Below are 13,294 nucleotides of genomic sequence, written 5' to 3' on the forward strand. Positions count from 1 at the left end.
GGAATTAGTCGATGAGCGGAGCGCTGTCGCCGGGCTGCGGCAGGGCGACAGCCAGCGGCTGACCTAGGCGGGTTTTGCTTTCGTCTTCAAGGCTTTCAGCCAGCTTGACGCGGTTCGGCGCGAACAGGTTGATTACCGTCGAGCCCAGCTTAAAGCGGCCCATCTCCTGACCTTTCAGCAGCACGACCGCGCCATCATGATCGGCCGATGGGTAGCGCCAGCGTTTGATCACCCCTTCGCGCGGCGGCGTCACGGTGCCGGCCCAGACGGTTTCGATGCTGCCGACGATGGTGGCGCCCACGAGGATCTGCACCATCGGGCCGTGATCGGTATCAAATACGCAGATCACGCGTTCGTTACGGGCAAACAGGTTCGGGATGTTGCGCGCGGTCAGCGGGTTAACCGAGTAGAGATCGCCCGGCACGTAGATCATTTCGCGCAGGATGCCGTTACACGGCATGTGCACGCGGTGGTAGTCGCGCGGCGCAAGGTACGTGGTAACGAACTCACCGTCGACAAATTTTTCCGCCAGATCGTCATTGCCGGCCAGCAGCGCCTGCAGCGAGTAGGTGTGGCCTTTGGCCTGGAAGATCTGATCACCAGCAATACGGCCCAGCTGGCTGATGGCGCCATCCGCTGGCAAGGCCAGCAGCGAAGCGTCCGGATCGATAGGGCGTGCCCCCTCTTTTAACGGGCGTACAAAGAAGTCATTAAAGGTGCGGTAGCTGCCGGTGTGCGGCTTGCTGGCTTCCGCCATATCCACTTTGTAGAACCAGACAAAAATGTCGATGACCGCTTTGGTCAGCCAGCCAGCGCGGCGGCTGGCGCCCCAACCGGCGAGTTCGGTCAGCGCTTTTTTAGGCAGAATGTGATTCAGGCCGAGTTTAAAACGATCAAACACCGTTGCCTCCTGGCTTAATAACGTTTGGTTTACACAAAAGGGGGCGGATTGTAGCAGCGCCCCGGTCAGTTGGCGAATGTGCCGTTGTACCCGTTAATCTTCGCTGGCGGAAAAGTTTTTACGCGTTTTTACCTGCGCCATGCTCTCCAGAATACGGTGGTAGTTATCGAAGCGTGAAATGTCGATGATCCCGTTCTCCACCGCTTCGCGGATGGCGCAGCCAGGGTCGTTGTCGTGCTTGCAGTCACGGAACTTACAACCGCCGAGAAATTCACGAAATTCGACAAATCCCTGGGTAATTTGTTCCGGCTCCAGATGCCACAAACCGAACTCGCGCACGCCAGGCGAATCGATGACATCGCCGCCGTGCGGGAAGTGATACAGCCGTGAGGCGGTGGTGGTGTGCTGGCCGAGGCCGGACACGTCCGACACATCATTGGTCAGGATCTCATCGCCTGCCAGGTCAAGGCCGAGCAGGTTGTTCAGCAGGCTGGATTTACCCACGCCCGACTGGCCGGCAAAAATGCTGACCCGGCCGGTGAGCGCCGCTTCCAGATCCTTCAGTCCATCTTTGGCGCGGCTCGACACCATCAGTACGCGATAGCCAATGTGGCGATAGATATCCATCTGCTCATCGACAAACGCCCGCGCGTCGTCATCCAGCAGATCGGTTTTATTCAGTACCAGCAGCGGTTCCACGCCGAGCGTTTCGCTGGCCACCAGATAGCGATCGATAATGTTCAGCGACAGCTCTGGCAGGATCGCCGACACAATTATGATCTGATCAATGTTGGCGGCGATTGGTTTCACGCCGTCATAGAAGTCCGGACGCGTCAGCACCGTCTGGCGCGGGTGTACGGCTTCAACAATACCTTTGCCACCGTTTTCGCCGGCGGCGCGCCACACTACGCGGTCGCCGGTGACCAGCGAGCGAATGGTGCGGCGGATATTACAGCGATGCACCTCGCCGGCGCTGTCTTCCACATCCGCGTGCATGCCAAAGCGGCTGATCACTACGCCTTCAGAGGCTTCACCAAACAGGCTGTCGTCCGGTTCCGGCTTTTCGTTCCGTTGCTGCAGACGACGCTGATGGTTGGCGCTCACGCGACGTTGTTGACCCTTCGACAATTTATTTTTGCTCACGCATCCTCTCACGCTTTCGCCAGGCTTCGCCCCGCTGGGCAAAACGTCTATGATACACCTTAATTCAGGCTAATGACGACTTTGGCAACAGGCGGGAAATGCATGACAGCGGGAAATGAAAACAATCTGATTTGGATCGACCTGGAAATGACCGGACTGGATCCGGAGCGCGATCGCATTATTGAGATCGCCACCATTGTAACGGACGCCAACCTCAACATTCTGGCCGAAGGTCCGGTACTGGCGGTGCATCAGTCCGATGCGCAGCTGGCGCTGATGGATGACTGGAATGTACGCACCCACACCAATAGCGGGCTGGTTGCGCGCGTGAAGGCCAGCCAGCATGACGATCGTGCGGCGGAGCAGGCGACGATTGCGTTTCTGCAGCAGTGGGTTCCGGCCAACACCTCACCGATTTGCGGCAACAGCATTGGCCAGGATCGCCGCTTCCTGTTTAAGTACATGCCGGAGCTGGAAGCCTATTTCCACTACCGCTATCTCGATGTCAGCACGCTGAAAGAGCTGGCGCGCCGCTGGAAGCCAGAGATTCTGCCAGGCTTTAAAAAGGCCGGTACGCATCAGGCGCTGGACGACATTCGCGAGTCCATTGCCGAGCTGGCCTACTACCGCGAGCACTTCCTGCAGCTGTAAATCAACGCGGGTGCGCAGGAAAGCAGCAGTTTGCCGATTAAAACAGCAAACGCGCGCAAAGCGCAAAATTTTGCTTTGCAACGCTTGCGGCGGGAAGGATTTCTCGTATAATGCGCACCCCGTACCGGTGAAGAATTTACAGCAGGTACGGAGCAGTAAAAGTAACAAATGTTCTGAATCAGGTAGTTCAGTTGCGCTAAGGCGGTCAATGCCGCAGCAGATTGAAAGACAATGATGCGGGAATAGCTCAGTTGGTAGAGCACGACCTTGCCAAGGTCGGGGTCGCGAGTTCGAGTCTCGTTTCCCGCTCCAGAACGTGCAGTAAAAAGTAATGCATCAGAATCAAGGATTTCAGCCGCGTCCAGGCCGTTAACGCCGCAGCGCAATGAAAGACGACGATTATGCGGGAATAGCTCAGTTGGTAGAGCACGACCTTGCCAAGGTCGGGGTCGCGAGTTCGAGTCTCGTTTCCCGCTCCAGTCTCTGTTGCAGTACGCCATCCAAATCACGGATTTAGTCTTTTTGCGGTTGTTGTGACTTAAGAATGCCGGTACATAATCGAGTATTTGAGTTTGCAACAAGGCGGCAACTGAGCGAATCCCTGGGAGCTTACACGAGTAAGTGACCTGGGTGAGCGAAGGCAGCCAACGCCGTGGCAGACTAAAATACGAAGATTATGCGGGAATAGCTCAGTTGGTAGAGCACGACCTTGCCAAGGTCGGGGTCGCGAGTTCGAGTCTCGTTTCCCGCTCCAGATTTTCATATTCACTAAAGTTATTTGCCCCCGGGCACAATCAGACATACAACTGCTGCAGTCGTTTTACCTGTGCGGTTCCGTTTGTTATCTGGAAATTTTGCACGCCGCGTCAGTGGCCGTGATGTCTGTCTCTGTTGCAGTAATCTTACAGGTTATCCACAATGCGCCCGCAACGTGCTGGCGGCGTTTTACCCTATCTGCAAAACCGTTTTGAACAGAGTTATCCACAAGCTCTGGACAAGCCCCTGCGCGCAAAACGCTACGCAAATGTTTACAGTAATCATCTAACATTTTGAATATATTCAGGTAAATGATATTTCAGACTGTGAATGGCCTCGCTGGACGAAATAACGATCCACGTCACTATTCGGGGAAATAATTTTATTCACAGCATGTGGAAAAGCATAATATCCTGCGCGATTGCTCAATCATGCATCACGCGGTAACCCTTTCTCGACGGCGCGCACCAGCCGCTGCTGCTGTGCCGATTGCACCTCTACCACCTGCGCCGCGCGCTTTTGCCGCTGCTGCGCTATCGCCCAGTCAATGTGCTCATCCAGCAGCGGATGTTCACCGCGCCGCTGTTCTAATGCCGTGAGATTCGCGGGTGCCCAGGGCGCATTACCCAGCGCCACCGCCACGTTACGCAGCCAGCGCAGATGGCCGATGCGGCGAATGGCGGAGCCTTCCGTGACGCGCAGAAAACGGGCTTCATCCCAGCCGAACAGTTCGACCAGCTGCGGCGCGTGCAGCACCGCGCGCGGCGAAAAATCCTCTTCATCGGTCAGCTGACCATAGCGGTTCCACGGGCAGATCAGCTGGCAGTCGTCACAGCCGTAAATGCGGTTGCCGATCAGCGGGCGCAGCGCTTCGGGAATGGCGCCTTCCAGTTCAATGGTGAGATAGGAGATGCAGCGGCGCGCATCAACGACATAAGGTTCGACGATAGCGCCGGTCGGGCAGATGGTCATGCAGGCGACGCAGCGGCCGCACTGCTCTTGCTGCGGCTCATCCACCGGCAGCGGTAGATCAATCAGCAGTTCGCCGAGGAAAAACCACGAGCCGGCTTCGCGATTAAGCACCAGCGAATGTTTGCCGGTCCAGCCGAGTCCGGCTTTGACGGCAATCGGCCGCTCCAGAATCGGCGCGGAGTCAACAAACGGACGAAAATTGAGTTCGCCGCAGTGGGCCTGGATTTTTTCTCCGAGCTTTTTCAGTCGATTGCGCAATACTTTGTGGTAATCGCGGCCCAGCGCGTAGCGGCTGACATAACCCAGCTGCGGGTTTTTTAACGTGCTGGCAAACGCGGCTTTGGCCGGAAGATAGTTCATGCGTACGCTGATCACGCGCAGCGTGCCGGGCAGCAGTTCATGCGGACGGGCGCGCATCATACCGTGACGCGCCATCCAGTCCATCTCGCCGTGATACTGTTTCTCCAGCCACTGCTGCAGTTTCGGCTCTTCGGCGCTCAGGTCGGTATCGCAAATACCCACCTGCTGAAAGCCGAGTTCGCGCCCCCACTGTTTAATCTGTTGAGCGAGCTGTTGAAGATCGAGAGGGTATGACATGAGAGACCAGGCAATTGAAGCAAACGCACGCAGTTTACCACACTCTGTCTGGCCTGCGCAGGCCATGCCGCAACTGGAGTGCGACGCCGCCGATAGCCTGGGCCTGACGCTGTATGAACTGATGCAGCGCGCCGGGCAGGCCAGTTATGAACGGATTCGCCAGCAGTGGCCGCAGGCGCAGCACTGGCTGATTTTATGCGGCCACGGTAATAACGGCGGCGATGGCTACGTGGTGGCGCGGCTGGCGCAGGCCGCCGGGCTGAGCGTGACGCTGCTGGCCTGTGACAGCGAACGTCCGCTGCCGGAAGAAGCACAGCAGGCGCGCGACGGCTGGCTGGCGGCGGGCGGCGTGATTCATGCCGCCGACGCTGCCTGGCCGGAACACATCGACGTGATTGTTGATGCGCTGCTGGGCACCGGGCTGAATCGCGCGCCTGCCGCGCCTTACCAGTCGCTGATCGAACAGATCAATGCGCACGCCGCGCCGGTGTTTGCCGTCGATATCCCTTCCGGGCTGGTGGCCGCGACCGGCACCACGCCGGGAGCGGCGGTCGTGGCGGACTGCACGTTAAGTATGATTGCGCTGAAGCCCGGTCAGCTCACCGGCAAAGCGCGTGACCACGTCGGCGTGCTGCATTGCGCGACGCTTGGCCTGGACGCGTTTCTGGCTGGCGAGCCGGCGCCGATTCATCGCTACGCTGCAGCGGATTTACCGCGCTGGCTGAAGCCGCGTAAAGCCACCTCGCATAAGGGCGATCACGGCCGTTTACTGGTGGTCGGCGGCGACAGCGGCACGGCCGGCGCGATCCGCATGACCGGCGAAGCGGCGCTGCGTAGCGGTGCCGGGCTTGTGCGGGTGTTAACGCATGAAGATAATATTGGTCCGATTCTCAGCGCACGACCGGAGCTGATGGTGGATGCCCTGAGCGACGCGCGGCTGGACGACGCGCTGGCGTGGGCGGATGTCATCGCCATCGGCCCCGGTCTTGGCCAGCGTGAATGGGCTCAGAAGGCACTGAAAAAGGTGGCACTGAGTGAAAAGCCGATGCTTTGGGATGCTGATGCGCTTAACCTGCTGGCAATCAATGCAGATAACCGTCAGAATCGCATCATTACGCCGCATCCCGGCGAGGCAGCACGCCTGCTCGGGGTGAAAACCGCTGAGATTGAGAGTGACCGCTTACATGCCGCGCAGACCCTGGCAAACCGCTACGGCGGTGTGGTGGTGCTGAAAGGTGCCGGTACGGTAATTGCCAGCGCGGCGGGCGACATGGCGATTGCGGATGTCGGCAATGCAGGCATGGCGTCCGGCGGTATGGGCGATGTGCTGAGCGGTATTATCGCCGCCCTGCTGGGCCAGCAGGCCACCCTGTTTGACGCCGCCTGTGCGGGCTGTGTCGCGCACGGTGCCGCGGCGGATGCGGTAGCGCGACAGCGCGGGACGCGCGGCATGTTAGCCACTGATTTGTTCGCACTGCTGTGGCAGTTTGTTAATCCAGAGATGATCCAACAATAAAGCATGAAGACCTGTGTTATTCCTTTGCCCGATGAGGCGGCAACCCTGAATCTGGGTGCGCAACTGGCCCGCGTTTGCAGCAGCGCGGTGGTGATCTATCTGTATGGCGATCTGGGTGCCGGTAAAACCACCTTCAGCCGCGGCTTTTTGCAGGCGCTTGGCCATCAGGGCAACGTCAAAAGTCCAACCTATACGCTGGTTGAGCCCTATCAACTGGGCGACCGCAGCCTGTACCATTTCGATCTCTATCGCCTCGCCGACCCGGAAGAGCTGGAGTTTATGGGCATCCGTGACTACTTCAGCGGCGACGCGCTGTGCCTGGTTGAGTGGCCGCAGCAGGGCGCGGGTGTGCTGCCAGAGCCGGATCTGGCACTGACGCTAAGCTACGTTGCCAGCGCGCGCGCAGCGGAAATCCGCGCGCATTCGCCGCTCGGCGACACGCTGCTGCAGCAGTTTCAGCAGGGCAGGGAACCGGCATGATGTCACGCGTTACCGGGATGATGCTCGCCCTGCTGTGTCTGTTCTCCTCGTCGGCGCTGGCCGCGACACTATCGGATATCAAAGTCGATAACGGCGACAGCCAGGCGACGGTGACCCTGAGCTTCAACGGTCAGCCGGTGTATGGCTTCTTTCCGCTACACAACCCGAACCGGGTGGTGCTGGATATTCGCCAGAGCGGCAATATTCAGGGGCTGCCGCTCAACTTTAGCGGCGAAAACATCGTTAAACGGATTCGTAACAGCCAGCCAAAGGATAAGCAGAGCATCCGGCTGGTGTTTGAGCTGACCCAGGCGGCGAAAACGCGCGCCAGTACGCAGCGCGACGGCAATCAGTATCGCGTGGTCTTCACCATCAGCGGCACTCAGCCGGCCAGGCGCAGCACCGCGGCGGCACCGGTGACGCGTGCGCGCCAGAGCGACAGCGCCACAACCAGCCAGGGCAATCCGTTCAACGCCAATCCGGTGACGGCGGTGACCAGCAGCAACACCACGGTACGTCCGGGCGGTGCTGTCAGCCGTAATGATGCGGTGATCGTGGCGATTGATGCCGGACACGGCGGTCAGGATCCTGGCGCGTCGGGCCAGCACGGCTTACATGAAAAGAATGTCACCATCGCCATCGCGCGGAAGCTCAAGGCGCTGATGGATCAGGACCCGATGTTTAAACCGGTGCTGACGCGTAACGGCGACTACTTTATTTCGGTGATGGGCCGTTCCGAGGTGGCGCGTAAAGAGAACGCTAACCTGCTGGTATCGATTCACGCCGACGCCGCACCGAATCACTCTGCCACCGGGGCTTCGGTTTGGGTGCTGTCCAACCGTCGTGCCAACAGCGAAATGGCTAACTGGCTGGAGCAGAAAGAGAAACAGTCTGAGCTGCTGGGCGGCGCGGGCGATCTGCTGGCGAACAGCCAGGCCGATCCCTACCTGAGCCAGGCGGTGCTGGATCTGCAGTTTGGCCATTCACAGCGCGTCGGCTATGACGTGGCGGTTAAAGTGCTGCAGCAGCTGCGCGGCGTGACGCCGTTGCACAAGCGTCTGCCGGAACATGCCAGCCTCGGCGTGCTGCGTTCGCCGGACATCCCTTCTTTACTGGTTGAAACCGGCTTTATCAGTAACGCCGGGGAGGAGCGGCTGCTAGGCAGCAGCGCGTATCAGGAAAAGATTGCCCAGTCGATTTACAAAGGACTGCGTAACTATTTCCTTGCACATCCGCTGCAATCGGTCCCAAAGGAGGAAAACCGGCCGCTGGATCGCGCACCAGCGGTTAGCGTCGCCAGCAACCCGGCGACCGGCACCGTGCAGTACACCGGTGCTACCCAGCGCCATACCGTGACGCGCGGCGAGACGCTGTCCGGCATTGCCGCGCGATACGGTGTCAGCATGGCGACGCTGCGCGAGCTGAATAACCTGAAGCGCGATGTGGTGTGGGTCGGCCAGCGGCTGAAAGTGCCGGCCGGTTCCAGCGTCAGCAGCGCGGCCAGCCGTCCGGCGCGGCACAAAGTGGTGCGCGGTGATTCGCTGACGGCGATTGCCGCGAAGTACGGCGTCAGCCCGAAAGCCATCATGCAGGCGAATAACATGAAGTCGAGCAACGTGATGCTGGGGCAAAATTTAAAGATTCCACAATCCTGATGAGGGGCTGCGCGCAGCCCATACCTGATAAGGATCACCACCATGCCAATACAGATTTTACCGCCTCAGCTGGCGAACCAGATTGCCGCTGGCGAAGTGGTTGAGCGCCCGGCCTCGGTCGTAAAAGAGCTGGTGGAAAACAGCCTTGATGCCGGAGCGACGCGCATTGAGGTCGATATTGAGAAGGGCGGTGCAAAGCTGATCCGCATCCGCGACAACGGCTGCGGCATTGCCAGAGATGAACTGGCGATGGCGCTGGCCCGCCACGCCACCAGCAAAATCGCCTCGCTGGATGACCTGGAGGCGATTGTCAGCCTCGGCTTTCGCGGCGAAGCGCTGGCGAGTATCAGCTCGGTGTCGCGCCTGACGCTAACGTCGCGCACTGCCGATCAGCAGGAAGCCTGGCAGGCCTATGCCGAAGGGCGCGATATGGCGGTGACGGTCAAACCCGCCGCCCACCCGGTGGGAACCTCGCTGGAAGTGCTCGATCTGTTCTACAACACGCCTGCCCGCCGTAAATTCATGCGCACCGAAAAGACCGAGTTCACCCATATTGATGAGGTGATTCGCCGCATTGCGCTGGCGCGTTTCGACGTTGCCATTTCGCTGACGCACAACGGCAAGCTGGTGCGCCAGTATCGCGGCGTGACGCAGGAGGCGCAGCGCGAGCGGCGTCTGGGTGCCATCTGCGGAACGCCTTTCATGCAGCACGCGCTGCGCATTGACTGGCAGCACGACGATCTGGCGCTGCGCGGCTGGGTGGCCGATCCGGCGGGGTCGCGTCAGGTTACCGACCTGCAGTACTGCTACGTTAACGGTCGCATGATGCGCGACAAGCTGATTAATCACGCCATCCGCCAGGCCTATCAAACCCAGCTCGGTGAAGATCAGCAGCCAGCCTATGTGCTGTATCTGGAGATTGACCCGCACCAGGTGGATGTCAACGTGCATCCCGCGAAGCATGAGGTGCGTTTTCATCAGTCGCGTCTGGTGCATGACTTTATCTGGCAGGGCGTGATGAGCGTGCTGCAGGCCAGTCGCAGCACCGAATTGCCGCTGGCCCATGCCGAAGAGCCACCGCCGCAGTGGCAGCCTGAGAACCGCCAGGCCGCCGGGGCGAATCACTTTGCCCAGCCGGCAACCGGTGCGCGCAGCGGTGGCAGTGCGGCATCTGGCGGCACGGGCGGCCAGTGGCAGCCGAAAGAGTCGGGCTATCGCGCGCGTGAAGGGGCGGTTTATCAGCAGCTGATAAAAACACCGGCGGCGGAGACGCCACGCGCACCGGCCGCTGAACCCGCGCCCGCGCCACGCCCGGCACCCGCGCGTGAAGCGCCGCTGGCCGCCCATATGCAAAGTTTTGGCCGGGTGCTCAGCGTGGTGCGCGAGCGCTATGCGCTGCTGGAGCGCGGGGAGACGTTGCAGCTGCTGTCATTAAGCGTGGCGGCGCGCTGGCTCAAACAGGCCCAGCTGCAACCCGGCGATGAGGGGCTCAAACCGCAGCCGCTGCTGATCCCGGTACGGCTGAAAATCGCTCACGAAGAGTTAAGCGTGATTGATGCCCAGGCGGCGCTGTTAAGCCAGATGGGCATTGATTTACAACGGGAAGGACAGCATGTGACGCTGCGCGCTGTCCCTTTACCGTTACGAACACAAAATTTACAAATCTTGATTCCAGACCTGTTAGGCTATCTCGCCCGGCAGCAAGAGGTTTCTGCTTCCGCACTGGCCCAGTGGCTGGCGCGACGCGACGATGCGGCAGAACCTCACTGGAATCACTCGCAGGCGATCACGCTGCTGGCAGAGCTCGAACGGCTCTGTCCGCATCTGCTGAAATCGCCGCCTTCAGGTCTGTTACAGACCCTTGAGATTGAGAGCGCGCTAAACGCGTTGAAGCATGAGTGAACTGAACCAGGCTAGCCGGCCAAAGGCAATTTTTTTGATGGGGCCGACCGCCTCCGGTAAGACGGCATTAGCCATTGCGCTGCGCCAGCAACTTCCGGTGGAACTTATTAGCGTTGACTCTGCCTTAATCTATCGCGGGATGGATATTGGCACGGCGAAACCGTCGGCACAGGAGTTGGCGCAGGCACCCCATCGCTTGCTGGACATTCGCGACCCGGCGGAGAGCTATTCCGCTGCTGAGTTTCGTCGCGATGCGCTGGCAGAAATGGCGGAGATTACCCAAAAAGGTAAGATTCCGCTGCTTGTTGGTGGAACCATGCTTTACTTCAAAGCGTTGCTGGAAGGATTGTCGCCGCTGCCCTCGGCCGATCCGGAAGTGCGTCAGCGAATAGAGCAAATGGCGGCGGAAAAAGGCTGGGAAGCCCTGCACCGCCAGCTGTGTGAAATCGATCCGGTCGCCGGTAGTCGTATTCATCCGAATGATCCGCAGAGACTTTCGCGAGCACTGGAAGTTTTTTTTATTTCGGGTAAAACTTTAACGGAACTGACAAAAACGGCCGGTGAAGCGTTACCCTACGATGTGTACCAGTTTGCTATCGCTCCGGCGAGCCGTGAACTGTTACACCAGCGCATCGCGTTGCGTTACGACCAGATGTTAGCGTCAGGTTTTGAAGCGGAGGCTCGGGCACTGTTTGCACGAGGTGATTTGCATACGGACATGCCTTCCATTCGCTGTGTTGGTTACCGTCAGATGTGGTCTTATCTGTCTGGCGAAATCGATTACGACGAAATGGTTTATCGGGGAATTTGCGCCACCCGGCAGCTCGCTAAACGCCAGATGACCTGGTTACGTGGCTGGCCCGACGTCCACTGGTTAGACAGTGACGCGCCAGAATTAGCGCGTAATGCGGTGCTTCAGGTTGTTAGTGCGTAGCAGGGATGATTGTGTACAATTGGTCCGTTATCGTGCGCAAATTTTTACGCAGTTTTTCTGAACCACGGTTCACAAAGTAACAAACAACAAGCATATAAGGAAAAGATAGAATGGCTAAGGGGCAATCATTACAAGACCCGTTTTTGAACGCATTGCGTCGTGAACGTGTACCGGTTTCGATCTATTTGGTGAATGGTATTAAGCTGCAGGGACAAATTGAATCCTTTGATCAGTTCGTCATTCTGTTGAAAAACACGGTAAGCCAGATGGTGTATAAGCACGCCATCTCTACAGTGGTTCCTTCTCGTCCGGTTTCGCACCATAGCAACAACGCGGGCGGCAGCGGTGGCAGTAACTACCACCATGGCGGAAGCAACCAGGGCGCTCAGTCGCAGCCACAACAAGACGGCGATAACGCAGAGTAATTCTGCACGGCCGTAAAGCCAGGGCTGGGGAGCGAGTGCGTTTTCCCGTCCTGGTTATTTTATTTTAGCGAGGTTATAGCTTGTTTGACCGTTATGATGCCGGTGAGCAGGCCGTACTGGTACACATCTGGTTCTCCCAAGACAAAGAGCTGGAAGATTTGCAGGAGTTTGAAACTCTTGTCTCTTCTGCGGGCGTCGATGCGCTGCAAGTGATTACCGGCAGCCGTAAAGCGCCACATCCCAAATATTTTGTCGGTGAAGGAAAGGCAGTTGAAATTGCCGATGCGGTGAAAGCGAGTGGAGCATCGGTCGTTTTATTCGATCATGCCTTATCCCCTGCTCAGGAACGTAATCTTGAGCGGCTGTGCGAATGTCGCGTAATCGATCGCACCGGCTTAATTCTCGATATTTTTGCCCAGCGCGCCCGCACCCATGAAGGGAAATTGCAGGTCGAGCTGGCACAGTTACGCCATCTTGCCACCCGTCTGGTGCGCGGATGGACACACCTTGAGCGGCAGAAAGGCGGTATCGGCCTGCGTGGACCGGGTGAAACCCAGCTGGAAACCGACCGTCGCTTACTGCGCGGCCGCATCAGCCAGATTCTGTCCCGCCTTGAACGCGTGGAAAAACAGCGTGAGCAGGGACGTCAGGCGCGTGCGAAAGCCGATGTGCCGACCGTCTCCCTTGTGGGCTACACCAACGCCGGCAAATCCACCCTGTTCAACGCCATCACTTCAGCCAACGTATATGCTGCCGACCAGCTGTTCGCCACGCTGGACCCGACGCTGCGCCGCCTGAATGTGGCCGATGTCGGCGAAGTGGTGCTGGCGGATACGGTAGGCTTTATCCGTCACCTGCCGCATGACTTAGTGGCGGCGTTTAAAGCCACCCTGCAGGAAACCCGTCAGGCGTCGCTGCTGCTGCACGTGATTGACGCCGCGGATTTGCGCGTCAATGACAACATCGACGCCGTAAACGAAGTGCTGGCAGAGATTGAAGCCGATGAGATTCCGGTGCTGCTGGTGATGAACAAGATCGATATGCTGGATGGCTTTGAGCCGCGTATCGATCGCGACGAAGAAAACCGGCCGACGCGCGTGTGGCTGTCGGCGCAGAGCGGTGCCGGTTTGCCGCTGCTGTGGCAGGCGCTGTCCGAGCGCTTAGCCGGTGAAGTGGCGCAGTATGATTTACGTCTGCCGCCGGAAGCGGGCCGCCTGCGCAGCCGCTTCTATCAGCTGCAGGCGATTGAAAAAGAGTGGAATGAAGAAGATGGCTGCGTAGGTTTGCAGGTGCGAATGCCGATTGTTGACTGGCGCCGCTTGTGCAAGCAGGAACCGCAGCTCGCCAGTTATATTGTTTGAC

Annotated in this window: 11 protein-coding genes and 3 tRNA genes; 11 read left to right on the plus strand and 3 right to left on the minus strand. The window is 58.8% G+C overall.

From position 1 onward, the window contains the following. Nucleotides 1-4: 4 nt before the first annotated feature. Together asd and rsgA are read right to left on the minus strand one after the other, a co-directional pair. Complete coding sequence (gene asd, locus C1Y43_RS10700; RefSeq protein WP_104188191.1) at nt 5-901, minus strand: archaetidylserine decarboxylase; 897 nt, start codon at nt 899-901, stop codon at nt 5-7. Nucleotides 902-994: 93 nt separating this feature from the next. Further along, on the minus strand, nt 995-2,044 hold the full coding sequence (rsgA, locus tag C1Y43_RS10705) for a small ribosomal subunit biogenesis GTPase RsgA (RefSeq protein ID WP_031279822.1): 1,050 nt from the start codon (nt 2,042-2,044) through the stop codon (nt 995-997). A gap of 102 nt (nt 2,045-2,146) precedes the next feature. On the opposite strand from rsgA, the gene orn reads away from it, so the two are divergent. From orn to C1Y43_RS10725, 4 genes are all read left to right on the plus strand, one after another. Beyond that, the gene (gene orn / locus C1Y43_RS10710; protein ID WP_021508132.1) at nt 2,147-2,695 is read left to right on the plus strand and encodes an oligoribonuclease; all 549 of its coding nucleotides are present in this window, start codon (nt 2,147-2,149) and stop codon (nt 2,693-2,695) included. A gap of 236 nt (nt 2,696-2,931) precedes the next feature. Beyond that, nucleotides 2,932-3,007 (plus strand) — tRNA-Gly (locus C1Y43_RS10715). Between the two features lie 91 nt (nt 3,008-3,098). Further along, nucleotides 3,099-3,174: transfer RNA gene (locus C1Y43_RS10720), tRNA-Gly, on the plus strand. A 199-nt stretch (nt 3,175-3,373) separates the two neighbouring features. Next, nucleotides 3,374-3,449: transfer RNA gene (locus tag C1Y43_RS10725), tRNA-Gly, on the plus strand. A 431-nt stretch (nt 3,450-3,880) separates the two neighbouring features. Here the strand turns inward: C1Y43_RS10725 and queG are convergent. Then, nucleotides 3,881-5,020 carry a tRNA epoxyqueuosine(34) reductase QueG gene (queG, locus tag C1Y43_RS10730; protein ID WP_104188193.1) on the minus strand — a complete coding sequence of 380 codons (1,140 nt, stop codon included), beginning with the start codon at nt 5,018-5,020 and terminating at the stop codon, nt 3,881-3,883. Here queG and nnr point away from each other — a divergent pair. The 7 genes from nnr to hflX all read left to right on the plus strand — a co-directional run bounded on the left by nnr (nt 5,019) and on the right by hflX (nt 13,293). Beyond that, nucleotides 5,019-6,536 carry a bifunctional ADP-dependent NAD(P)H-hydrate dehydratase/NAD(P)H-hydrate epimerase gene (gene nnr, locus C1Y43_RS10735; RefSeq protein ID WP_104188195.1) on the plus strand — a complete coding sequence of 506 codons (1,518 nt, stop codon included), beginning with the start codon at nt 5,019-5,021 and terminating at the stop codon, nt 6,534-6,536. The two genes, queG and nnr, sit on opposite strands and share 2 nt — an antisense overlap. Before the next feature lie 3 nt (nt 6,537-6,539). Next, entirely contained in the window at nt 6,540-7,016 is a 477-nt protein-coding gene (gene tsaE, locus C1Y43_RS10740; RefSeq protein ID WP_058775731.1) for a tRNA (adenosine(37)-N6)-threonylcarbamoyltransferase complex ATPase subunit type 1 TsaE, read from the plus strand. After that, complete coding sequence (amiB, locus tag C1Y43_RS10745; protein ID WP_369974312.1) at nt 7,016-8,671, plus strand: N-acetylmuramoyl-L-alanine amidase AmiB; 1,656 nt, start codon at nt 7,016-7,018, stop codon at nt 8,669-8,671. The genes tsaE and amiB overlap by 1 nt, the downstream gene beginning before the upstream one ends. Nucleotides 8,672-8,713: 42 nt before the next feature. Then, nucleotides 8,714-10,573 (plus strand): DNA mismatch repair endonuclease MutL, encoded by a 1,860-nt coding sequence (gene mutL / locus C1Y43_RS10750; protein ID WP_104188199.1) that lies wholly within the window; start codon nt 8,714-8,716, stop codon nt 10,571-10,573. Next, entirely contained in the window at nt 10,566-11,507 is a 942-nt protein-coding gene (gene miaA / locus C1Y43_RS10755; RefSeq protein WP_031280158.1) for a tRNA (adenosine(37)-N6)-dimethylallyltransferase MiaA, read from the plus strand. The genes mutL and miaA overlap by 8 nt, the downstream gene beginning before the upstream one ends. Nucleotides 11,508-11,617: 110 nt before the next feature. Next, nucleotides 11,618-11,932, plus strand: a complete 315-nt coding sequence (hfq, locus tag C1Y43_RS10760; RefSeq protein WP_010618006.1) for an RNA chaperone Hfq — start codon at nt 11,618-11,620, stop codon at nt 11,930-11,932. 80 nt (nt 11,933-12,012) lie between these two features. Continuing rightward, nucleotides 12,013-13,293 carry a ribosome rescue GTPase HflX gene (hflX, locus tag C1Y43_RS10765; protein WP_021509763.1) on the plus strand — a complete coding sequence of 427 codons (1,281 nt, stop codon included), beginning with the start codon at nt 12,013-12,015 and terminating at the stop codon, nt 13,291-13,293. Nucleotide 13,294 lies beyond the last annotated feature (1 nt).

The sequence above is a fragment of the Pantoea sp. ICBG 828 genome, assembly GCF_002928355.1.
In the GTDB taxonomy this organism is placed as follows: domain Bacteria; phylum Pseudomonadota; class Gammaproteobacteria; order Enterobacterales; family Enterobacteriaceae; genus Pantoea; species Pantoea dispersa.

What these genes read in the sequence shown, in the direction of transcription:
- orn (WP_021508132.1), top strand. Translation starts at nt 2,147, where the DNA reads ATGACAGCGGGAAATGAAAACAATCTGATTTGGATCGACCTGGAAATG.
- nnr (WP_104188195.1), top strand. Translation starts at nt 5,019, where the DNA reads ATGAGAGACCAGGCAATTGAAGCAAACGCACGCAGTTTACCACACTCT.
- queG (WP_104188193.1), bottom strand. Translation starts at nt 5,020, where the DNA reads ATGTCATACCCTCTCGATCTTCAACAGCTCGCTCAACAGATTAAACAG.
- tsaE (WP_058775731.1), top strand. Translation starts at nt 6,540, where the DNA reads ATGAAGACCTGTGTTATTCCTTTGCCCGATGAGGCGGCAACCCTGAAT.
- amiB (WP_369974312.1), top strand. Translation starts at nt 7,016, where the DNA reads ATGTCACGCGTTACCGGGATGATGCTCGCCCTGCTGTGTCTGTTCTCC.
- mutL (WP_104188199.1), top strand. Translation starts at nt 8,714, where the DNA reads ATGCCAATACAGATTTTACCGCCTCAGCTGGCGAACCAGATTGCCGCT.
- miaA (WP_031280158.1), top strand. Translation starts at nt 10,566, where the DNA reads ATGAGTGAACTGAACCAGGCTAGCCGGCCAAAGGCAATTTTTTTGATG.
- hfq (WP_010618006.1), top strand. Translation starts at nt 11,618, where the DNA reads ATGGCTAAGGGGCAATCATTACAAGACCCGTTTTTGAACGCATTGCGT.